Genomic DNA, 22,031 nt, shown 5'->3' with positions numbered 1-22,031 from the left:
AGAAAATCGTGAGTGATTTTCTGCTTCTTTTTTATTATGTATACTATGTACTTCTCGTGTGCGGGGGGAACTGTTAACTAGGTACATTTAAACATAACATGTGGTTATCAATTCAGAGAAAGGCATCTGATGGTATCTTTTCTTTATTTCCAAAAGGACTTTCTCAATATCATCATGGATTTTTATTGATGGCATTTATATATATACTTACTCATAAGAATAGAACTAGCTGAGTATTTACTGGGGGGATTAAGAATGAATAGGGATGAGACCTCATTACATCCTGATACGGGTGTTACGTCTGTCATGTTTGTTGAACGATCATTAAATGAAATTCGTTTTTGGTCTAGAATCATGAAGGAACATTCTTTTTTTCTTCGATTGGGGTTTAGATGTGAGGATACCCAACTAATCGAAGAAGCTAATCAATTTTATCGATTGTTTGAACATATTGAACAAATAGCGTATTCCTATACAAATGAAACAGATCCTGAGCAAATAAAAAGATTTAATTCAGAAGTACAACAAGCTGCAACTAATATTTGGGGATTTAAAAGAAAAATTTTAGGATTAATTCTCACATGTAAATTGCCAGGGCAAAATAATTTCCCACTGTTAGTTGACCATACAAGTAGGGAAGCTGATTATTTTAGAAAACGTTTAATTGAATTAAATGAAGGTAAATTAGATGCCCTTCCGGATGCTATTATTAAAGAAAATGTTTTCTTTTTAAGGATTATGGCAGACCATGCTAAATTTATTGGTCATCTTCTTGATCCATCTGAAAGAAAGCTTGTAGATACAGCACGGAATTTTAGCAATGATTTTGATGAATTAATGTATCAAGCAATTGACTTAGAATCTATGAAACCACAATCTCAAACAGTTCCTCTTTTAGATCAATTTTTAGATCAAAATCGTGTGTCAGTCACATCTCTTCGGGATTTTAAGAAAACGGCACGTGATTTAATTGAGCAATGTAAAATAAAGAGTATCATTCATCCATTATTAGCAGATCATGTATTTCGTGAAGCGGATAGATTTCTTGAAATCATTGATATGTTTGATGCTCATCTTACCAATATTAAATCACAACCTAGATATTAAAAAATAAGGAAAGATACTATTTTTCCTTAAGCTGAGAAGTTAACAATTTATTGTTAGCTTCTTTTCCTTGTGATTTTTAATATTTCCAAGCAATGTAATGAAGTATAATTAGCATATAAGCTACAAGAACAAGGCAAACAGCTTGTGAAAATAGATAAGTGATTTCCTTCTGCAAAGATGTGTCGCGGTTGTAGAAACAAAAAAGAAATGTCACTATCTGAAAGAACAATGTAGACGATCGGAATTAAAAATGTTGAATAAAATTGACAATGAATATCATTTGCATTTATTATGGAATCGTCCCATGTAATTGGATATGATTTTTGTGAAAAAAAGTCTACTTTTTTATTAATGTAATAGATTTCAATTAAAATGTCACTTTCAAGAACTATCACTAATTTTTTTATGAATTTAAACGTAGGAAAGGGTAAGTAAAAATGAACTGGAAAAAAGGCGGATTATGGATTATTATTTTTTTCATTGTAAAAGGTACGATTTCTACACTTTTACTTGTTACAGGTGCTAAATATTTTAATTTATCATATATGCAACTTTTCGTACTAGTACTGATCTTATTACTGATTTCTCTCATAAGTCGAAAATTGCTTTATAGACATAAACAAAATAAAAAGCAAAAAGAGCTAAATATATAATGAAGCCCCAGAGACCTTTGGATTTCTGGGGTTTTACTTTTGGAAATTCATCCCGCTATTTGCGGGTAGTAAAACTCCCATCATTTACAATCTAGTAATAATTCATATAACCAAGAATACTTGGGCTAACAGATTTTATTAGAGTGCCATCATCTTTTTGTAACCGAATAGATTCATTACCGTTTCAGACTTATGTATGAATTCATAACCTAACAGTAAAAGGGGGATGATTGAAAATATGGCGAGTAATGAGGAATCAATTTGTCGACAGTTTGCCAGAATTATCGGTGGACAAGAAGGATTCGCCGGTGGAAAATGTGTAGCAACAATAAATCGGGAGGAAATACGAGCAACCATCTTAGGAAAGCGTTTTAGAGTAACAACTTCCTTCTCATTTGAATCAAGAGATCATAAAACTGGACGGGCATTATGTCTAGGCCGAGTAGCACTCTTGCAAAAGGAAGTTACTGAATTTGTTGCTACAATTATTAAACAAGGTATAATTGTTTCGTCTATACACAATGAATGGTTATGTGATGATCCGAATTTGATTTACGTTAATATCGAAGACGTTGATGATCCACTAAATTTTGCAAAAAAAGTTAGAAGAGCGTTATGCAAGTAACAAATTTCTTTCGTTAAATGTTTGATTTTATTAATTAGAATTTTTTGGAATAGATTTAAGTGAATGATTTTATAAAAAAGAAGGCGTTCCATATTTGGAATGTCTTTTCTTGATGTTTTTGCTGCTAATTTGGGTTGTTATATTATTTTAATTGATTATATGCTGCTTATTTTGTAACAACAAGAACTGGGGGAGGTATGTTAACTTGATGGCGATGAGCCCCGATTGTAGAAAATCTCCAGATTTCTATTAGCTGGTTAGTTGAAGAAGAATTTGTTCCACAACCATTAAGTTATTATCATACAAAAAATTCTTCTCCTGTAATCCCTTCAAATCGGTCAATCTCCGCGTCTTTTGAATTCCCTGAAAGTTGCTAAACTTAAGCTAAATAACTATACCCTCTCTAGAGAAATAATTAACATATCCTATGCAAGAAAGTTTAGGTAGCTAATAGCATATGTTTTATTGAAAGGGTGTGTTTGAATTATGGAAAGGCCGAATTGGGGAATTGGAGGATTAGTATTCGTTGGCTGCATGTTTCTTGGTGGAGGAGTGGGATCTATGTTAGGAAGTACTCAAACTGGATGGCTAATAGGGATGGGTACTGGATTTCTTGGGATGGCTTTAACGAGACTGATTAGAAAGTAATATAACGGGGATTCTTCTTCCGGTAAATAATGAAATATGTATGTAAGTAATTAATGCCATAAGAACTTTATAAATTATAGTTAGAAGCTTCTCTTTTGTATTTGTCTTTTCTGATTTTTTCCATACATAGATATGATTCTCAAGTCAGAGGATGGCACCTTAGGGTGTTTTTTTATGCCCTCTAAAAATATCTTAACATATAATAGCCGAGTTTTACCTTCAGTCGCCCAGCAAGCATAAAAGGAAAAACCCCTCATAAAGTGAAAGTTTAATCAGTGGGGTGTTTATCCCTCACTGATTATTAACACTCACCAATCGGGCTGTTACGGCCCGTTACTGCGGGATAAAATAAAAATTCTGCACCATTTAAACTCTGGTAACAATACAAATGATCAAGAATAATTGAGCTAATAGATTTCGTTAGATTCCCATCATCTTTTTTATAATAGCATAGATTCATTACCGTTTCAGACCTATGTATTCATTCATAACCTAACAGTGAAAGGGGTGATGATGAAAGGTATGGCGATTAATGAGGAATCAATTTGTCAACAGTTTGCAAAAATTATCGGCGGACAAGAAGGATTCGTCGGTGGAAAATGTGTGGCTGCCTGTAGATATCAAATTTTATAAAATGTTATAAGAACATCATAAAAAGAAAGAGGATGAAGCGCTAAAAATTACTGTGATCATATTAAGCGGGGAGATCTACGGAACTTCTGTAGAATGGAGAAGAAATAGTCAGCAGAAATCACACCGGAGGAATGTATGGAATAGATTTTGATTTTGAAAACAATAGGTAATTCATTTGACAATTAAAATGACCTAATTTAATATATATGTCATAGCATATAAATAGTGAAACAAATACATTCACTGTGAATAATTGACTGGTATGCTATATCCTTTTATATCTTAATTTATAGAGGTGATCCATGAACTTACATGATTTAATAGGCTATCTTGTTCATCGTACTGATGTGAAAATGACTAATTATTTTACAAAGAAATTAAAGCCGTATGGAGTTACACCAGAGCAGTGGGGAATTATTAGTGTTCTTTGTAGCCAAAGGGGCACTACTCAAAAAGAGTTAGCAGAAGCTATTGATAAAGATCAAACTACTGTCGTAAGAATGATACAGTCAATGGAGAGAAAAGGGATTGTAAAGAAGGCTTTGAATGACCAAGATAGGCGTTCACATAACCTTTTTTTAACTGAAAAAGGTGACGAGTTAAAGAAAACCATCTTGCCTGTAGTGAAAGACGCTCACCATTTCGTTACGAGTAATTTGAGCAAGGAAGAGATTAAAGTATTACAATCATTATTAAACAAATTGTATGATACACGCTATTAATACTTGTTCCTTATTAATACTATGCTATTCATAAGGAACAAACTTTGTTTTATGTATTATATATGCTATAGCATATAATTTCGTTTGTTTAGAGGAAGGAGAAGGTAGCTTTATTTTCTATGATATCTGATTCAGGATCACTTTTTTACCTAGTACCAGTCGAATTTCTGCATTGTATATGCTATAGCATATAATTTTTACCCCTTTAAATATTGAAGCAATTTCCCTATGATCAATCTCAGGAAATAGGGTATAGGTAGTGACTACTACCTGAACAATACTGAGTTTTTATCAAATAATAAGAAAGGTGTGATTACTATTTTAATTTTCATCAATATTGTAAAAGTTTTGTTGTTTGTGTTCTTTTTAATGACAGGTACGAAAATTATATCTGGGAAAATGGCAGAGGAGTTCAAACGATTTGGTTTACCTTCGTTTTTTAATTTCTTAACTGGAGCTTTTGAGATTGTAGGAGCAATTGGAATGTTGATAGGAATTTGGATTCCAATAGTAGCTTTATTAGCAGGATTGTTGTTAGGTGGTACGATGCTTGCAGCTGCATTAACTCTTATTGTATTAGCGAGAGATCCTTTTAAGAAAGCAATACCTGCGCTTGTTTTGTTTGTCCTTAGTTTAGGGGTAAGTTGTTATCATATTTTTTAAACATAACCTGAAGCCGTTAAACTGTATGCGTTCAAGTTGCTAACATTTTGTAGTTTTTTTACAAATAGGGGGATTCTCAAATTAATGCTTGAATAATAATAGCAATACGAATTTAGACATTACTATCATTCGAATCATAATCAGTAAAAGAATGGGAAGGATTTTTATACAAAGGAATTCCTGATGAATTTTATATTAAAAATAGGAGTGAGTGAAAATGGCGTATTTATTACAAGTTGATTTTCCGTTTGAAGGTCCTTTTGGTGAAGAAATGGAAAAAGCATTTTGGGATTTAGCAAATAGTATTAACGAAGAAGGAGGATTCCACTGGAAAATATGGACTGAGAATGAAGAAACAAAAGAAGCTGGAGGCATTTATGTATTTGAGGAAAAACAAGATGCTGAAAAATACGCTGAAATGCACAAGAACAGACTTGAAGCAGTTGGTGTTAAAGATATTAGAGTAAGAATTTTTAACATCAATGAAAAGTTAACGGAACTGAATCGTGGGTATATTAAATAATTTCGACAATCGGAGCAAGCGTAAAAGGAGGGGGATAATCCCCTCTTTTTTAAATTCTTAAATTGATGGTGAGGGGACTTGCACAAAAAAATCCCTATATAAATAGGGATTTGGGTATCGGTATATTGTTCCTTGGAAAAGGATGTATGAAGTGTAATATATGAGAGTTCTTATATTTGTGAAAGTGACGTAAAAGTACTTTAAAGAAATTTTATTGAAATAATTTCTTCTCCTTTAATTCTTTCAGTCTGCTTTTCCTTAACGTCTCATGCCCATCAAGCTAAGAAAACAGATGAACCCAAAAACAAAAAAATCCTTCGCAAAATTTGTGAGAGAAAAGGAGAGATAAAGGTATTTTAACCTTATCTCTCTTTTTCTATATTAATTTATTTTCAGGTAAGGAGTTGATTAGTTATTACTAGTTATAAGAACGTGAAGAAGTGTTGATTGCCGGTTGGAACTGTTGTAAAGGTTGAGGGGGGAATCCAAGGGAATATCAGAGATGTGCATGATCATTTGGCGCAGGGTTATTAATCCATCTTCTATGAAATCGTGGGATTATATAAGCATTTATTATCCTGGAGATTTTAAAATAAAACCTACCTAATTATAGAAGTGATTTGAACGTAAGGAAATTGTAAGAAATGCATAAGAAAAAAGAAATTTTTATTATGTAGGATACAAATATAGAGAAGCACAAAAGAGGGAGGATAAATAGGATTTATTTATACGAAAACCAAACTAGTAATAAGCACATTCTAAATAAAAAAATCATTTATGGTACTAACATACATGTGAAAAAGAGAGGTTTTACCGTTTATTACGACAGTATGGTGCTTGTAAAAATAAACAATATGAAGATGATTTCTGTGTAATTAGTAAGAAATAATATACAACCGCCGATACTATATGAATAGAGGGGAAGAGTGTCTTATGAAAATATATAATTAACTCCCATTTGCAGATTCAGCACTTTTCATTGCCGGAACTCTTTATTATACCTAACACCAACCGCAATGATAAAAACAGGCTCCACTCAAAATATACTTAGTTCATTACAAATAAGTACTCAACTAGATCGTACTTCCGTCGAACAAGTAATGCGAGATACATTGCAACTTGGATACCCCCGGGGTACTCGCTAAAACTTCCCAGGGTAGAAAAACGTAGGGGTATGCAGCTGGTATATAGGATATAAGAACTAAGAACCGATGAAAACAGATTTTTACTTTCGCATTGGAAGTGTAACGACTTAAACAAATTTTTTTCTTATTTGCTTGGTGGCAATTACTGAAAGAACAGCAACTAAAACAAATATTCACTACAGTTTCTACAGGAAAGGGAGGAATCAATGGATATGGTCTAGGAATCTATGAAATTAAACTTCCTAACGTTGTCTCGATAGGGGGACATACAGGTGTTATTCCAGGATTTAATACTTTTGCTGGAGGGACACATGGAGGGAGGCATATGTTGACGGCAATTTGAACAGTATGGGTAGAGCCGAGAATCCTGGTCTTTTTAAAAGTATTTTACTTGTTGAATTTAGACAGTAGGGATAAAGGCGGAATAGTAGTTTATGTGATGTTTGTAATTGTACAAATAAAAGATGAAATCGATCATTTATCTAAGGAGGTATTTTTCTTATGGAAAATAAATTATCTGGGGTGTTAGCCGCTACCTTGGCTCTAACGATGAGCCTACCAACAGGAGCGCTAGCGTCTTCTAGCAGTAAGACTCCAGTTGTATCTAGTCAAGAAGTTGCTAGCCAAGATTTGGAGAAGATTGCTGCAGAGAACGCTGAACTACTCACGAAGTCCTATGAGACGACTAGCGTGCAGTATGCGCTGATTGATAATGGTAAACTTATTTTGTCGGGGCAGACAGGCAAGAATGACATAGAAGGGAAAGAGCCACTAACCAAAGATACTCTATACGGAATTGGTTCAACCAGTAAAGTATATACAGCTGCGGCTGTTATGAAACTAGTAGACGAAGGAAAAGTTGATTTGGATGCCCCTGTTGCCCGCTATATTCCTGAGTTCAAAATGAAAGATAAACGATATAAGCGCATCACACCGCGTATGCTGTTGAATCACTCCTCGGGTTTGCAAGGTTCCTCGTACAATAATGTATTTTTATTTAAAGATAATGATGCTTATGCCCATGATATCTTGTTGCAGCAATTGTCCAACCAAAACTTGAAGGCAGACCCTGGTGCGTTCTCAGTATACTGTAATGATGGTTTTACGCTAGCTGAGATCTTGGTAGAGAGAGTCAGTGGTATGAGTTTTACTGAATTTCTACATCAAAAGTTTACAGAGCCATTAAAACTGAATCATACGATAACATCGCAAGACAAATGGGAAGACGAAAAGCGGGCTGGACAGTATTCTCCAAAATACCAGGGACAGCTTCCGAGTGAAATGGTAAATGCGATTGGTACGGGAGGAATCTCTTCTACTGCAGAAGATGTGGTGCGATTCTCACAAATATTTATGGGACAGGGAAAAGAAATTCTCTCTAATAGAGCAGTCAAGGCGATGGAACAAGAAGAATATAAAAGAGGCATGTGGCCGGAAGATAGCGAAAACATGTTCAACTATGGTCTTGGCTGGGATAGTGTGAAACTATACCCATTCAGTGAATATGGGATAAAAGCGTTGACTAAGGGTGGGGATACGGTACTGCAACATGCCACATTGGTCGTGCTTCCAGAACAGAAGATGGCAGCAGTTGTATTGTCCTCCGGCGGCTCCAGCACGACAAATCAACTGTTGGCAAACAAATTACTGTTAGCTAGGCTTAAAGAGAAAGGGACAATTAAGGATATAAAACCAGATAAATCCTTCGGCAAGCCAGTCAAGGCTAAAGTACCTCAAGACGTGGTAAAAAAAGCGGGTTTTTATGGAAATATCCAAAGCCATTTCAAAATAGAAATTACGAAGAAGGGAGAACTGTTTTTACCAACTAAACCGAAAGAAAAATATGTATATACGGCGGATGGAAGCTTTATAAATGAGAAGGGTACCTCCAAGCTTAACTTCGTTACTGAGAAGAATGGAAAAGTTTATTTGAGAGAGAGCACATATGAATTATCGCCGGGATTGGGGCAAAATGTGTTGACTCAATATTTAGCCCAAAAATTAGAAAGCAATGTGTTACCGAAGAAAACAGCAGCTGCATGGGCGAAGCGTGAGGGGAGCAAGTTCTACCTCGTTAACGAAAAATTTAATTCAATGAACTATCTAGGACTACTAATGCCTCTAAACACACAAATTACGCTCAAGGATGGGTATTGGGACGGCAAAAAAATTACAGGTCCAAATTCGGCGACGCATCAAATTCAGATTCCCGTGATAAATGGGCGGGATACGACGGAAGCTCATTTCTATACAGAGAATGGTAATGAATATATGGAGATGGCCAGCTTTTTATACGTCAGTGAATCTAACGTAAAATCCCTTGATGCAGGTCCATTATCGAAAGTTACACTGCAAGAAAATGGGCATGCCAAATGGTTTACGATTCCGCAAACGGCAGCAGGGAAAACGATGACTGTGAAGTTGCCATCAGGAAGTTCATTCGCGGTGTATGATGAGAATGGAGTATGCGTCAATTTTACCGTCGTTAGTGACAATAACAAAGTGAAACTACCAGAGAACGGAACGGTTGTATTTGCTGGCGCACCGAACTCCGAATTTACAGTTGCATTGAACTAGCTACAACTCGGGATAGACTTCAATAAAACAGTGCGACATGGAAAAGATATTTTATTTGTATCTTAAGTATTACCTTAAATAATATTACATTTAAATTCTTAGCTTAATAGCAATGGGATAGCACCACATGTCTATCAACCTAAGAAAATAAATCAACCCCATGTCCATCAAGCTAGTAAAAATAAATACCCCAAAAATAGTAAAATTGACATCCCCAGAGTAAAAATGTAAAAAATTATTGTTTAGGGGCAGCATAAAACCTTAGTTTGATAGCGATATGGCGCTACTCATAAAAAAAGAAATAGGAGAGAATATCCTATTTCTTTTTATTAATATAATAAAATGTAATGAATAGATCCAAAGTAATGATAATAATTAGAAGTAACAAGTGTATAAGTGCATCAGTTTTTCCGTTTAGTAAAGACTTTACAAAGAAATCCCATTCTGTTTCATAGGGAGGCTCTACCCAATTTCGTTGCAGTCCTAACACCATTCCATTTATGAAATAGACAATGCTTAATAGGATTCTTCCAAGAAATAAGGCAGTTGCTTTTATAGTCCACTTCTTTATCTTTATTATATAAAGGGTTGGAAATAGTATAAGCACCCAAAAAATAAGAATGTAAACAGCATTGATCATTCTCTATACTCCTAACAAAACGATTTTTTCTTAATCTTGGTGAATTTTCAGGGTGAAAGTTAATGGTGTTCAAACCGTTTCTGCACTTGGGAAAAAAGGAGACAGAATTCCGGCTCCTTTTCCTTTTCTATCTCTCCGTCTCAAAAAACTCAATCCACTCCCCATCAGGGCCAGCGAAGAATATGTAACGTGTTCCATCTGGTAATGTTTCGATTTCTTCTCCTAGTAAAAATGTTACGCCGTGTTTTTGAATTCTTTCAATTTCATCTTCTAATGAATCCACTTTAAAGCAAATATGATGTACTTTTCCTTCTGCTGGAAGAGAAGAGTTATAACCTTCGATGAGTTCCAGTATCGTTTCCTTCGATTCTTCCACACCTAAAAAGGCGAGTTTTAAATCTGGATTCGGGTGCCCCATACGTTTAATGAGCTGTAAGCCGACTACTTTTTCATAAAAAGTAATAGATGTTTCTAAGTTTGCAACCATAAGTCCAACGTGTTCTATTCTTCTAACTGGCATGTAGATTCCTTCTTTCTGAAAATTTTATATGTAAAATGATATTGAAAATTAAGAAAATAAGCAAGATAAAAACCTTACAAATTTTAGCGTGTTATATGGTATAGTGAGAAAGTATGTTTGGGGAGAAGGAAGGAGATTATACGATGAATACACCTACTCAAACTCCTTCATTATCGGCAACGATGAAAGAGTGGCATTATGCATTAGCATATGAAATTAAACATTGGAAAACGATAGGTGGTAGTAAAATTTCTATCATGAACGGTCGTTTTTTATATACAGATTATGAAAATACAGTGTATGTATTTCAGCTTATTTCGGAAGTAAGCTTACCTGAAGGTTCACCAATTCGAATTGAGTTCGATGGTGAGGAAGCGACAGGGGAAGTATTATCTGTACATGGATTAGAAATAGAACTGAAATTAAATGATTATATACAAGGTGAAATAAGAGAAGCGGTTTTATATAGTGAACCGTGGCAATTGTTAGAGCAACTGCAAGAGCGATTGAAAGAGGCACATAAAGATAAGCTAAAACGTAATCGTATAAAGCGTCTTGTTGATGGGACGAGCAGTCCGAAACATATTGAGAAGATGAAAAATCCGAAAAATGAATTGGCGTATCGTTCATTTTACAATCCGACAACGTACGTATGGGGACCGCCTGGAACAGGGAAGTCGTACAATTTATCACGTATTATTTCGGCTCATTACCAAAAAGGAAAATCGGTACTTGTGTTAGCTCATAGTAATGCGGCAGTGGACGTATTAATGAGTGAAGTAACGAAGCAAATTGAAAAGAAAAAGAAATGGACGCCTGGCGAAATTGTTCGTTACGGTTATAGTCAACATGAACATATACGAAATCATGAAACGTTACTTGCGTCGAAGTTAGTTGAAACGACGAACGGATCATGGGGTGAGGAAAGACTCTACTTAGAAGAAACACGCCAAGAACTTCGTGAAAAAATTTTATCGTATAAAGCAACATCTGCTGATAAGAAGCGTATACAAGAGATTGAAAGTGATCTTCGAAAGCAAAAAGCGAAAATTAAAGAAGTAGAAAAAGAATATATTGAAAATGCGAAAGTAATTGGTGCGACTTTATCAAAATGTGCAATTGATTCACTTATTTATGAGCGTACATTTGATTTAGTTGTCGTAGATGAAGTGAGTATGGCGTTCGTTCCGCAAATCGCATTAGCTGCTTCACTCGGAAAACGTATCGTCGTTTGTGGTGACTTTTTACAGTTACCTCCGATTGCGATGGCGAACCATGAACTCGTTCGCAAATGGCTCGGCGAAGATATGTTTTATCATGCCGGCATTGTTGATTCTGTAAATAAATCAGAAGCACATCCCAACCTTTTTATGTTGCAGGAACAAAGACGTATGCATGCGGATATATCGAAGTTTACGAATTCATTTATTTATAAAAATAGAGTATACGATCATCCGTCTGTTTCAGAGCGTAAAGAACTGGCACAGCTACAACCGTTCGCAAATGAGGCAAGTGTTTTATTTGATACGAGCTTAATGGGAGCCTTTTCGTTAAAGGACGCTGCTTCTGGTTCTCGATTTAACATTATGTCTGGTTTAGTAGCGATGCAAATGATGTTAATCGGACTGTTAGATGGTGTGCAATCGATCGGTGTGGTTACGCCTTACAGGGCGCAGTCACGCTTTTTATCAACATGTATCAGGGAAATGTTGCAGAGAACGAAATATCAAAACATACCAGTTTTAGCGGCGACAGTTCATAAGTTTCAAGGTTCTGAAAGAGATATGATGATCTTTGATACAGTTGATAGTTATCCACAAGAACGACCTGGCGTGTTATTCTTTGACCATAAAAACCATCGCCTCGTCAATGTAGCAGTAACGAGAGCGAGAGGGAAGTTCATTCAATTATCGGATTGCCATTATATGCGTAAAAATCTTTCGAGAAAACAAGCGTTATCACAATTAACAGCTCATATAGAACGTCACGGGGATGTGTATGATCGCACGACATCCAGACAATTATGGGAGCGGAAAATATCGAAACGATTACGCTGGTTTATGGAAATGAATCCGGAGGAAACGAAAGGGCTATTAAAAGATATTTTAGCCGCAAAACGAAAAATCATTATTTCACTTCCAAGTACGAAGCAAGTAGATAAACGAGTATGGCAAGCGTTAATGCGTACAAATGCACAAATAACGGTTTATAGTGATGGACCAGTTCCATTAAAAAACATAAAGTTACAAAGACAAAATAAAGCATTCCCATTTGTATTAATCGATGATGAAATCTTTTGGGCAGGGGCACCACTCACATCTCAAATGATGTTTGAAGGTAGTACGGAATTTCCGTACATATGTGCAAGACTACAAGCACCTGAGACAATGGGTGTATTAAAAGGATTTTTAGATATTCGGTAAATTCGGATAGGAATTCCTTGACTTTTGTTTGGAATGAACTTAGAATGAAAATAATTTAATACAATTTTATGAAAATTCTTATCACGAGAGGTTGAGGGACTGGCCCTATGACACCTCGGCAGCGGATTCTTTACGAATACTGTGCCAATTCCAGCAAGGTAACTTGAAAGATAAGAAAGAAGCTCATTTTGACTGTATATACAGAAGCCTCTTTCTATCTTTTAGAAAGAGGCTTTTTTACGTGAAAATAAAAGGAGGAAGAAAAATGGGAGCGACAGGAGTAACGTCACAAAGAAAAACAATTGAAGAGAGCATAGAAAGAAATAAGGAAAAGTACATAAAAACAAGTCATGATATTCATGCGAATCCAGAGATTGGTAATCAAGAATTTTATGCATCAAGAACGTTAAGTTTATTACTAGGTAGTGCTGGTTTTCAGCTGCAGCATAATATAGCTGGGCATGAAACAGGTTTTATCGCACGAAAAAGTTCAGGAAAACAAGGACCAGTTATCGCATTTTTAGCGGAATATGATGCTTTACCAGGACTCGGTCATGCGTGTGGTCACAATTTAATTGGCACAATTAGCGTTGCAGCAGCAATCGCATTATCAGAAACGCTTGAAGAAATCGGCGGAGAAGTTGTCGTGTTTGGAACACCAGCAGAAGAGGGCGGGCCTAATGGTAGCGCAAAGTCGAGTTATGTAAAAGCTGGGTTATTTAAAAACATTGATGCGGCGCTTATGATTCATCCGAGCGGAAAGACAGCGACGACGAGCCCTTCACTAGCAGTCGATCCACTTGATTTTCATTTTTACGGAAAAACAGCTCATGCCGCAGCTTCACCTGAAGAAGGGATTAACGCATTAGATGCGGTGATTCAGCTATACAACAGTATTAATGCGCTTCGCCAACAACTTCCCTCAGACGTGAAAATTCATGGCGTCATTACAGAAGGCGGAAAAGCACCTAACATTATTCCTGACTACGCCGCAGCAAGGTTCTTCATCCGTGCAGCTACGCGAAAAAGATGTGCGGAAGTAACAGAAAAAGTAAGAAATATAGCACAAGGAGCAGCGTTAGCAACAGGTGCAAAAGTAAAAATTCATCAATTCCAAAATGAAATCGATGAACTACTCGTAACTAAAACATATAACGACATCGTAGCGGAAGAACTAGAACTACTAGGTGAAGAAGTAAATCGTAAAGAAAGAATCGGCATCGGCTCAACCGACGCCGGAAACGTCAGCCAAGTCGTACCGACCATTCACCCGTACATTAAAATAGGTCCAGATGACTTAATTGCGCATACGAATGAATTTAGAGAAGCAGCCCGTTCAGAATTAGGAGACAAAGCGTTAATTACATCGGCAAAAGCATTAGCAAATACGGCGTATCGATTAATTACGGAAGAAGGGTTGTTAGAGAAGGTGAAGGAAGAGTTTAGAGAGGCGCAGAGGAATCAGGGATAAGGGAATTAAGGTGCTCTTTTCGAATAGCAATCTAATTAATAAGTAGAGATAACAAAAAAGAACATTGAAATATCAATGTTCTTTTTTGTTTACTAATCATTGATTTTGTTGGTTTTTCTCATAAATGAAAAACTTTTACTGTTAGCAGGAGATAATACGTATCCCTTTATCAGAACGACAATTTCTCCTCAAACTCACTCTTTAAAACAATTAAAGGAGATGATAATCCGAATTGCATTAACGAGTCTAAAAATGTAGCGAGAGAATCCATCGAATCGCTCATGACCTTCATCATATAATTAAATTCCCCGCTAATTCGGTATAAATCTGTTACTTCAGGAGCGGCATTACAATATTGGATAAAATCAGAGCATTGGCTCGTTTTAAACATGATGAATGCTTGAATGTTTTTATTAATTTTGGAAGGCTCAAATTTTGTTCGGTAAGCTGCGATAACTCCTTGATCTTCAAGTTTATTCATACGTTCCTTTACAGCAGGCTGCGTCATGGATATAATCCGTCCTATTTCTGAAACAGAAATTCTTGCATTTTCATACAACAAGTTCATAATTTTATGGTCAATTTCATCCAATTTTACTGCGTTTTGCATTGTGTAGCCTCCTTATTTTGTTTTTTAAGTGAATCACAAATTATAACTATAATATCATAAGTGAATGAACTAAATTACCTATAAATCTATATTTAAAATGATTGGTGTTTGCATGAAAATATAAGTATAGGTTTTTATCAAACGGAAATTTAGGAAGGATGGAAAAAATGAAGAATCTTGATGGAAAAGTAGCGTTAGTAACAGGAGCGAGTCGCGGCATTGGCCGTGCCATTGCAATGAGATTGGCGAAAGATGGTGCATTAGTTGCGATTCACTACGGCCGAAATAAAATAGCTGCAGATGAAACGATTAGTGAGATTGAATCTAATGGAGGAAAAGCGTTCTTAATTGAAGCTGAGCTCAATTCAATGGATGGTGTCAAAAAGCTAGTAGAACAATTAAAAAATGAATTACAAATAAGAGTTGGTACATCAGGGATTGATATTTTAGTAAACAATGCAGGGATAGGTACACAAGGAACGATTGAAAATACGACAGAAGAATTTTTTGATGAAATTATGGCCGTAAATATTAAGGCGCCATTCTTTTTAATTCAGCAAACATTACCGTTACTACGAGCAGAGGGGCGCATTATTAACATTTCATCAGCTGAAGTAAGACTTGGTTTTACAGGATCCATTGCATACGGTTTAAGTAAAGGTGCACTCAATACGATGACACTGCCTCTAGCTAAACATCTTGGAGAAAGAGGTATAACAGTGAATACAATTATGCCTGGATATACGAAGACTGATATGAATGTGAAATTGCTAGATAATCCGGAAATACGAAATTTTGCTACGAATTCATCTGTGTTTGGACGAATAGGGCAAGTTGAAGATATTGCAGATGCAGTAGCATTCCTTGCTTCTTCTGATAGCCGCTGGGTAACGGGGCAGATTATAGATGTTTCTGGAGGGTTTTGTTTATAGGGGCACTACTCCATACCCATCAAGCTAATCAAGCAAATTACTAGATATGAAACGATTCTTGTTTCATAACTAGTAATTTATAGAAAGGTAGGCATGCTAAAGAAGCCTATTAAAACGTGATTTTTTCGCTAGGCAACTTGAATAAGGGAGCTATTTTTAATTATTCGTAATCTAAAATAATCAAATTTTATTTTACAGTAACAATAAAATAAAGTTATTGACCACGCGGTACAAAAAAGAGTATTCTATTCATGTTATCTTTAAAATGAGAGGAGGATACGATTGAATAAACGCGGCAGACCTCGAGAGTTTAATTATTCCTCAATTGTAGATGTTGCAATGAAAACATTTTGGTTAAGAGGATATGAAGGGTGTTCTACACAAGATTTATGCAGTGATACAGGACTTGGAAAAGGAAGTTTATACAATACTTTCGGTAGTAAACATGAACTGTATAAACAAGTATTAGAACGCTACCATGAAATTGGGATTAGGGAACAAAGGAAATTGTTAGATACTCCAATTCCAGTTAAAGAACGATTAAGTAATTTTTTTGAATGGGCATTGAAAGAAGATTTTGAGAATATTGATCAAAAAGGATGTTTATTGATTAATGCCAGTATAGAACGTGCTAAAAACAATTTAATGGTACAAGAAATTTTCTCGAAGCATGTTGAACTTCTTAAACAAGCTATTGAAACAGTGATGGAGGAAGGATTGCAAACAGGTGAAATTTTAAAGAAGCAATCAGCTGAGGAATTAGCTAGTCTGCTTTTAAGCAGTTATTACGGATTCCGTGTTCTTAATGTATCGATGCAAAATCGGTTGTTGTCTGAACAAGTTATCAAAGGAACAGTAGAGTCTATTTGTGGCGCTTAGTGCGCTCTTTTTTCGCACTATTTTTGTACCGATCATTACAATAATGAATAAGGAGTGTTTTTATGCCATCGATTATTTATTTATTAGCTTTAGCAATCTTTTGTATGACTACATCAGAATTTATGGTTGCAGGTATGATGAATGAACTTGCTCTTGCATTCCAGGTTTCTGTATCATCTATTGGGTATTTAATTTCAGCTTATGCAGGAGCAATGGTAATAGGAGGCCCCATTTTAACTGCAATCCTCTTACGAATACGCAGCAAACAAGCATTATTGTTTTTAATGTTCGTATTTTTAATTGGTCAATCGCTCGGAGCCATTGCTTGGAACTATAATATTATGATGATTTCACGTATTATAACTGGTATTGCTTCAGCTTCAGCTTTTGGAGTTGCGATTTCCTTTTCTGCAACATTGGTTCACTCTGATTCAAGGGGAAAAGCTGCATCAATTGTACTTGCAGGTTTAATGTTCGCAACTGTATTAGGTTTACCTATAACAACCGTTATTTCGCACTATTTTGGCTGGCGTATTAGTTTTGGGGCTGTTTCTGTTCTTGTGCTAGTATCAGGGATTATGATTCAACGGTTGTTACCATCATCTTCAAATAAAGAGCAATTAAGTTGGAAAGATGAACTTCTGCGATTTAAGAATATTCATCTTTGGGCAGCGTACGTAACAAGTATGTTCATTATTGGTGGTACGTTTGCAGCATTTAGTTATTTCACTCCAATCTTTACAAATATCACAGGCTTTTCAAGTGCAAGTATTCCATATTTACTTGCTCTCTATGGTAGTGCGACGGTAATTGGGAATATAATAATTGGCAAGTTCGCTGATAAATTTACAATGAAAATACTTATGGGTGGATTAATTATATTAATCATAGCGTTGTCTTTATTTGCTTTAAGTGCAGAGAATAAATACATTGCAGTTATTTCTACGATTTTTATTGGTTTAACTGGTGTAGCATTGAATCCAGCTATGGTTGCGAGGGTGATGAAAACAGCTAGTAATGGAATAATGATAAATACCGTTCATAGTTCTTTTATTACGCTAGGTATTGTTATTGGTTCGTCACTAGGTGGTCTTGGGATCAGTAAAGGATATGGTTTTGTATCTCCGCTATGGATTGGAGCTTGTTTAGCTATCCTTGGGATAATTTCATTATTCCCATATTTACATAAAGGAAAGGCAGATTAAGATGTTTAAAATTTCTTTATATGGGGGAGCACCACATTACTAGCTTGGTAGTACCACATATCCATCAACATAAAGGACTATTTTTGAACTTGATATTTATGAAATATGCACCCGAAAATTTATAGTAATAATTCTAATGTTACCTCTCTAGTTAGTAGGATATTTTTTCTTAATATATGCATACTAAACATACTATAAAAAGTACATAGAAAGTGAGAGAATCATGGCTAAATTTTTGAGGCGTTTAAAATATAGAGATAATCCTAAGTCATTTCCAATACGAGACAATACTCATTTTCAGGAAAAAAATATTGAAGACGCCCTCTTAGACGCTGATTTAACCAAAAACATAGCTAATATTCAGAATATATTTCGTCAAGCGCCTGATTTAGTAATTCGGCGGTTTCAAATAACAGTAGATGGATTAGAAGCAGCTTTAGTATATTTGTCTGGATTAACAGATAAAGAATTGATTCAAAATCATGTTCTAAGTCCTTTGATGAATAGTGATTTTAATACCAATACAGAACTTCCAATTCCATTAGGACAAATTAAGATTATTAATACATTGAGTCAGATTGAAAATGCTATTTTTGGGGGAGATAGTGTTTTATTAATCCACAGTCGAACAACAGCACATCAATTGGATACAAAAGGATGGCCACAAAGAAGTGTTGAAGATGCACATAACGAAATAGCTCTAAAGGGTGCACATCAAGCATTCATAGAAACTGGAAGTCAAAATATCGCAATGATTCGAAGATATATTCCTCATCGTGAATTAGCGATAAAAGAAATAGTAATTGGTGTACGAAGCAAAACCAAAATTTCTATTTTATATTTGAAAGATGTAGCTTCTGAAGATGTGCTGAAGGAATTAGAAACACGAATTCAAAATATTACAATCGACGCTGTGACTAGTAATGGCGAACTTATAGAATTCATTGAAGATCACCCTTACTCGCCGTTTCCGCAATTTATATTAACTGAAAGACCTGATTTGGCTGTATCTCACATTTTACAGGGCAGATTTGTAACTGTAATGGATCATTCACCTAATGTATTAATTACTCCAACAAATTTTATTTCCTTTTTTCAAGGAGTTGATGATTACGGTACAAGGTGGTTAGTTGCTTCGTCTATTCGGTTGCTTCGTTTTATCGCTTTTATGGTTGCTTTATTTCTGCCGGCGAGTTATGTTGCGTTTATTTCCTTTAATTTTGAAGTTATTCCTGTAGAGCTATATTTATCTATTGCTGAATCAAGAACGCGCGTACCCTTTTCTCCAGTTATGGAAGCATTACTTATGGAAATAACATTGGAAACGATGAGAGAAGGGGCTTTACGGATACCTACTCCGATTGGTCAGACAGTTGGAATTGTAGGTGGTATTGTCATTGGTCAGGCGGCTGTTCAGGCAGGAATTGTAAGCAACATTATGATTATTGTTGTCGCTGTTACCGCGATCTCTTCTTTTGTTATTCCTAACTATGATATGGGAGCGTCAGTAAGACTTTTACGTTTTCCAATGATGCTAGCAGCTGCCTTATTTGGAATTGTAGGACTTGTTATCGGGTGGATGACTTTAATTGGGCATCTAAGTAGTCTTAAATCGCTAGGTACTTCTTACGGAACACCATTAGCACCCTTTCGTTTTGCAGATATGAAAGATGTTTTTGTACGCTTTCCTTTATGGACAATAAGAAGGCGTCCTAAGGGGAATGGAACCAATCAAACTATTCGACAAGGAAAGAATCGTAATAAAAGGTGAAATTATGAAAAAGTATGCCTATAATGAAATCACTCTTATGCAGTATATTATTTTAATTAATGGAGTGCAGGTGGGCACTGGCGTTTTATCGCTTCCACGTGTGCTTGCAGAAAAGGCTGGAACAGATGGATGGATAGCTATATTGATTGGTTGGATTTTCTCCACAATATCAGGTGTGTTTATAGTGAAAACAGCTGCAAGATATCCTGAGGATACGATTTATGATATTCTTATACGATTGTTTGGAAAAATAGTAGGGAAAGCATTGGTTGTTATTTACATGATGTACTTCGCTTTTTATTCTTGTATCGTTCTTATAAACGCTATGCTTTACCTTAAGGGATGGCTTCTCCCGAAAACGCCTGACTATATCGTTATCTTTTTGTTTTCGATTCCTACCTATTTTGTTGCACGTAACGGTCCTAGTATTTTAGGACGATACGCCGAACTTTTTTTTTATATGGCGCTTTGGATTCCGATATTTTTTTTAATCCCTCTTATAGGGAATGGAAGTTGGATGCCCTTCTTTCCGCTTTTAAAAGAAGGATGGAAACCTATATTAACCGCTGTACCAAGCACTGTTTATGCTTATTTAGGATTTGATATTGCTTTCTTTTTATATCCATTTTTACAAAAAAAACAGTATGCAGTCCATGGAATGGTTATAGCAAACACCTTAACGATGTTATTTTATTTATTTGCTACTATTGTTTGCTTTGCCTATTTTAGCCCTGATAGCATTACGCAATATAATCAACCGGTACTAAATTTACTGAAAGTAATTGAGTTTCGTTTTTTAGAACGTTTTGACATGATTTTATTGGCTGTTTACTTAACCATTGTTTCCACATCATGGATTCCTGCCCTATACTGTTCTGTATTTTGTTCAAGCCAATTACTTGGAAAACAAAATCACAGCTCTCATGTAGTTGTTCTCTTATTACTTATTATCGGATTCACATGTTGGAGTCATCCTAGTTGGAATGAATCTGAAATTTGGCAACAGGTATTATCGAATGTTGGATTAGGGGTAACATATATATCACCTATTATTTTATGGCTGTATTGCTGTCTATATGAGAAGTTTCGCCAGGGGAGGGTACATTGAAAAGAAAAGTACTATATTGTATTTTGTTATTGGTGTTCATGATGACTGGATGCTTCGATCAAAGAAATGTTGAAGATGTTTCTCTTACTCTTATTCTTGGTATCGATTTAGATCGTAATGATAATTTATTAGTGTATATATCAAGCCCTGTTTTCAATAAAGAAGCAAAAATAAAAGAAGAAACAACTGGTGTGAAATCTGCTACGGTCCGAAAAGCTAGAGACCAATTTGATGCTACGGTTATGGCGCTTACTGCGGGAAGTAAAACACAGGTTATTTTAGTTGGAAAAAGGTTACTGAAACAAAAAAACTGGGAAAATTACCTCGATCCATTTTACCGTGATCCAAAAAATACAGTTACTGCAAGGGTTCTCGCTGTAGATGGACCTGTTTCGGACGTTATCTTCTATAGCCCAAAGGATAAGCCACGACTTCCTATATATTTAACAAAACTAGTTGATACGGCTTTTTTAAGAAATATCACAGTAAAAACAACTCTTCAAGAACTATATGAGCAAAGAGCAGACAAAGGGCTAACAGCAAATATTACTGAAGTGAAAAAAAAGAATAAAATATGGGTGACAGGTACAGCTTTGTTGGATGAAAAAGGAAAATATAAATTAACGCTAAAACATGATGAAAACAAGCTTTTACGCATTTTGCAACAAGGAACTGCAGGGGAGTTACCATTTACAGTTCCAATTAAGATAAATTCGGATGGTCAAGATAAAGATTTAATAAGTTTTACTGCCTATGGTATTGAAGTAAAGACAAAGGCAAGATATGATGAGCATTTTATATTTAATGTAAATGTAAAGATGAGAATCGGTATTACAGAACGACTTTTTACCTTTAATACAAGAAAGGACGCAGCAAAATTACAAAAGGCGATTGAAACTAAGTTGGAAGCTGATTTCAAGCAATTAATACAAAAAATACAAACCGCCAAAATTGATCCTATTGGGCTTGGAGGATATGCAAGAACATACACATATACTGAATGGAAAAAAATACAAAATAATTGGGGTGACGAATTAGCAAAAGGCGATGTAAACGTCAAGGTTAACATTAAAATTGCCGGAATGGGTACGATTAAGTAACATGAATTCAACTGTGATTCGTACTAAGATTGCAAGTACTGTCTACTTTAGAAGGAGAAATGTCTTTAGCAGGAGT

At 35.4% G+C, this 22,031-nt stretch carries 19 protein-coding genes, 3 pseudogenes and 1 riboswitch; of the genes and pseudogenes, 19 read left to right on the top strand and 3 right to left on the bottom strand.

Features of this window, described 5'->3' with window-relative positions; genetic code table 11:
- Positions 1-255: 255 nt before the first annotated feature.
- The 11 genes and pseudogenes from JDS92_RS00895 (at position 256) to JDS92_RS00845 (ending at position 9,296) form a co-directional block, all read left to right on the top strand.
- Positions 256-1,107 carry a DUF2935 domain-containing protein gene (locus JDS92_RS00895; RefSeq protein WP_001078035.1) on the top strand — a complete coding sequence of 284 codons (852 nt, stop codon included), beginning with the start codon at positions 256-258 and terminating at the stop codon, positions 1,105-1,107.
- A gap of 108 nt (positions 1,108-1,215) precedes the next feature.
- A pseudogene (locus tag JDS92_RS00890) lies at positions 1,216-1,335 on the top strand (RNA-guided endonuclease TnpB family protein); the annotation flags it as partial.
- Positions 1,336-1,544: 209 nt separating this feature from the next.
- A complete protein-coding gene (locus tag JDS92_RS00885; protein WP_001104095.1) occupies positions 1,545-1,760 on the top strand; it encodes a hypothetical protein in 216 nt (71 codons plus the stop codon).
- Positions 1,761-1,998: 238 nt separating this feature from the next.
- Positions 1,999-2,385, top strand: coding sequence for a DUF1259 domain-containing protein (locus JDS92_RS00880; protein ID WP_142307101.1), 387 nt, complete (start codon positions 1,999-2,001; stop codon positions 2,383-2,385).
- A 486-nt stretch (positions 2,386-2,871) separates the two neighbouring features.
- Positions 2,872-3,033 (top strand): hypothetical protein, encoded by a 162-nt coding sequence (locus JDS92_RS00875; protein WP_000441014.1) that lies wholly within the window; start codon positions 2,872-2,874, stop codon positions 3,031-3,033.
- A gap of 483 nt (positions 3,034-3,516) precedes the next feature.
- Positions 3,517-3,642: pseudogene (locus JDS92_RS00870) on the top strand (DUF1259 domain-containing protein); the annotation flags it as partial.
- 326 nt (positions 3,643-3,968) lie between these two features.
- Positions 3,969-4,388 carry a MarR family winged helix-turn-helix transcriptional regulator gene (locus tag JDS92_RS00865; protein ID WP_097952191.1) on the top strand — a complete coding sequence of 140 codons (420 nt, stop codon included), beginning with the start codon at positions 3,969-3,971 and terminating at the stop codon, positions 4,386-4,388.
- Positions 4,389-4,700: 312 nt separating this feature from the next.
- The gene (locus tag JDS92_RS00860; RefSeq protein ID WP_097959585.1) at positions 4,701-5,051 is read left to right on the top strand and encodes a DoxX family protein; all 351 of its coding nucleotides are present in this window, start codon (positions 4,701-4,703) and stop codon (positions 5,049-5,051) included.
- 217 nt (positions 5,052-5,268) lie between these two features.
- Entirely contained in the window at positions 5,269-5,574 is a 306-nt protein-coding gene (locus JDS92_RS00855) for a monooxygenase (RefSeq protein ID WP_097959581.1), read from the top strand.
- Positions 5,575-6,820: 1,246 nt separating this feature from the next.
- Positions 6,821-7,130, top strand: a pseudogene (locus tag JDS92_RS31680) (serine hydrolase domain-containing protein); the annotation flags it as partial.
- A 90-nt stretch (positions 7,131-7,220) separates the two neighbouring features.
- Positions 7,221-9,296, top strand: coding sequence for a serine hydrolase domain-containing protein (locus JDS92_RS00845; protein WP_098911778.1), 2,076 nt, complete (start codon positions 7,221-7,223; stop codon positions 9,294-9,296).
- A 316-nt stretch (positions 9,297-9,612) separates the two neighbouring features.
- Here JDS92_RS00845 and JDS92_RS00840 read toward each other — a convergent pair whose 3' ends face one another.
- Both JDS92_RS00840 and JDS92_RS00835 read right to left on the bottom strand, forming a co-directional pair.
- Positions 9,613-9,936 carry a hypothetical protein gene (locus JDS92_RS00840; protein WP_000606340.1) on the bottom strand — a complete coding sequence of 108 codons (324 nt, stop codon included), beginning with the start codon at positions 9,934-9,936 and terminating at the stop codon, positions 9,613-9,615.
- Between the two features lie 127 nt (positions 9,937-10,063).
- The gene (locus JDS92_RS00835) at positions 10,064-10,456 is read right to left on the bottom strand and encodes a VOC family protein (protein ID WP_001145291.1); all 393 of its coding nucleotides are present in this window, start codon (positions 10,454-10,456) and stop codon (positions 10,064-10,066) included.
- A 113-nt stretch (positions 10,457-10,569) separates the two neighbouring features.
- Between JDS92_RS00835 and JDS92_RS00830 the strand changes: the two genes are divergently transcribed.
- Positions 10,570-12,879 carry an AAA domain-containing protein gene (locus JDS92_RS00830; RefSeq protein WP_141555948.1) on the top strand — a complete coding sequence of 770 codons (2,310 nt, stop codon included), beginning with the start codon at positions 10,570-10,572 and terminating at the stop codon, positions 12,877-12,879.
- Positions 12,880-12,954: 75 nt separating this feature from the next.
- A riboswitch (SAM riboswitch) is annotated at positions 12,955-13,056 on the top strand.
- A gap of 88 nt (positions 13,057-13,144) precedes the next feature.
- Positions 13,145-14,350 (top strand): M20 family metallopeptidase, encoded by a 1,206-nt coding sequence (locus JDS92_RS00825; RefSeq protein WP_000501381.1) that lies wholly within the window; start codon positions 13,145-13,147, stop codon positions 14,348-14,350.
- A gap of 169 nt (positions 14,351-14,519) precedes the next feature.
- Here the strand turns inward: JDS92_RS00825 and JDS92_RS00820 are convergent, their stop codons facing one another.
- On the bottom strand, positions 14,520-14,960 hold the full coding sequence (locus tag JDS92_RS00820) for an Lrp/AsnC family transcriptional regulator (protein ID WP_001178574.1): 441 nt from the start codon (positions 14,958-14,960) through the stop codon (positions 14,520-14,522).
- A 167-nt stretch (positions 14,961-15,127) separates the two neighbouring features.
- On the opposite strand from JDS92_RS00820, the gene JDS92_RS00815 reads away from it, so the two are divergent.
- From JDS92_RS00815 to JDS92_RS00790, 6 genes are all read left to right on the top strand, one after another.
- Positions 15,128-15,892, top strand: a complete 765-nt coding sequence (locus JDS92_RS00815) for an SDR family oxidoreductase (RefSeq protein WP_199631359.1) — start codon at positions 15,128-15,130, stop codon at positions 15,890-15,892.
- A gap of 282 nt (positions 15,893-16,174) precedes the next feature.
- On the top strand, positions 16,175-16,771 hold the full coding sequence (locus JDS92_RS00810; protein WP_199631358.1) for a TetR/AcrR family transcriptional regulator: 597 nt from the start codon (positions 16,175-16,177) through the stop codon (positions 16,769-16,771).
- A 62-nt stretch (positions 16,772-16,833) separates the two neighbouring features.
- A complete protein-coding gene (locus JDS92_RS00805; RefSeq protein WP_087969171.1) occupies positions 16,834-17,976 on the top strand; it encodes an MFS transporter in 1,143 nt (380 codons plus the stop codon).
- Between the two features lie 223 nt (positions 17,977-18,199).
- The gene (locus JDS92_RS00800; protein ID WP_098710886.1) at positions 18,200-19,747 is read left to right on the top strand and encodes a spore germination protein; all 1,548 of its coding nucleotides are present in this window, start codon (positions 18,200-18,202) and stop codon (positions 19,745-19,747) included.
- Between the two features lie 4 nt (positions 19,748-19,751).
- Positions 19,752-20,855 (top strand): GerAB/ArcD/ProY family transporter, encoded by a 1,104-nt coding sequence (locus JDS92_RS00795; RefSeq protein WP_098001556.1) that lies wholly within the window; start codon positions 19,752-19,754, stop codon positions 20,853-20,855.
- Positions 20,852-21,955, top strand: coding sequence for a Ger(x)C family spore germination protein (locus tag JDS92_RS00790; RefSeq protein WP_195755293.1), 1,104 nt, complete (start codon positions 20,852-20,854; stop codon positions 21,953-21,955). Before JDS92_RS00795 ends, JDS92_RS00790 begins: the two co-directional genes overlap by 4 nt.
- The last annotated feature ends 76 nt before the right edge of the window (positions 21,956-22,031 follow it).

The sequence above is a fragment of the Bacillus cereus group sp. N12 genome (assembly GCF_016483575.1).
Classification (GTDB): domain Bacteria; phylum Bacillota; class Bacilli; order Bacillales; family Bacillaceae_G; genus Bacillus_A; species Bacillus_A toyonensis.
Note: the sequence above shows the minus strand (reverse complement) of the source record. Positions and strands in the feature narration are given on the sequence as shown.

Bases quoted from the DNA above. Each gene is read 5' to 3' on its own strand.
- JDS92_RS00835 (WP_001145291.1), bottom strand. From the start codon at position 10,456: ATGCCAGTTAGAAGAATAGAACACGTTGGACTTATGGTTGCAAACTTA.
- JDS92_RS00815 (WP_199631359.1), top strand. From the start codon at position 15,128: ATGAAGAATCTTGATGGAAAAGTAGCGTTAGTAACAGGAGCGAGTCGC.
- JDS92_RS00840 (WP_000606340.1), bottom strand. From the start codon at position 9,936: ATGATCAATGCTGTTTACATTCTTATTTTTTGGGTGCTTATACTATTT.
- JDS92_RS00830 (WP_141555948.1), top strand. From the start codon at position 10,570: ATGTTTGGGGAGAAGGAAGGAGATTATACGATGAATACACCTACTCAA.
- JDS92_RS00820 (WP_001178574.1), bottom strand. From the start codon at position 14,960: ATGCAAAACGCAGTAAAATTGGATGAAATTGACCATAAAATTATGAAC.
- JDS92_RS00795 (WP_098001556.1), top strand. From the start codon at position 19,752: ATGAAAAAGTATGCCTATAATGAAATCACTCTTATGCAGTATATTATT.
- JDS92_RS00825 (WP_000501381.1), top strand. From the start codon at position 13,145: ATGGGAGCGACAGGAGTAACGTCACAAAGAAAAACAATTGAAGAGAGC.
- JDS92_RS00800 (WP_098710886.1), top strand. From the start codon at position 18,200: ATGGCTAAATTTTTGAGGCGTTTAAAATATAGAGATAATCCTAAGTCA.
- JDS92_RS00885 (WP_001104095.1), top strand. From the start codon at position 1,545: ATGAACTGGAAAAAAGGCGGATTATGGATTATTATTTTTTTCATTGTA.
- JDS92_RS00875 (WP_000441014.1), top strand. From the start codon at position 2,872: ATGGAAAGGCCGAATTGGGGAATTGGAGGATTAGTATTCGTTGGCTGC.
- JDS92_RS00895 (WP_001078035.1), top strand. From the start codon at position 256: ATGAATAGGGATGAGACCTCATTACATCCTGATACGGGTGTTACGTCT.
- JDS92_RS00855 (WP_097959581.1), top strand. From the start codon at position 5,269: ATGGCGTATTTATTACAAGTTGATTTTCCGTTTGAAGGTCCTTTTGGT.
- JDS92_RS00880 (WP_142307101.1), top strand. From the start codon at position 1,999: ATGGCGAGTAATGAGGAATCAATTTGTCGACAGTTTGCCAGAATTATC.
- JDS92_RS00865 (WP_097952191.1), top strand. From the start codon at position 3,969: ATGAACTTACATGATTTAATAGGCTATCTTGTTCATCGTACTGATGTG.
- JDS92_RS00805 (WP_087969171.1), top strand. From the start codon at position 16,834: ATGCCATCGATTATTTATTTATTAGCTTTAGCAATCTTTTGTATGACT.
- JDS92_RS00845 (WP_098911778.1), top strand. From the start codon at position 7,221: ATGGAAAATAAATTATCTGGGGTGTTAGCCGCTACCTTGGCTCTAACG.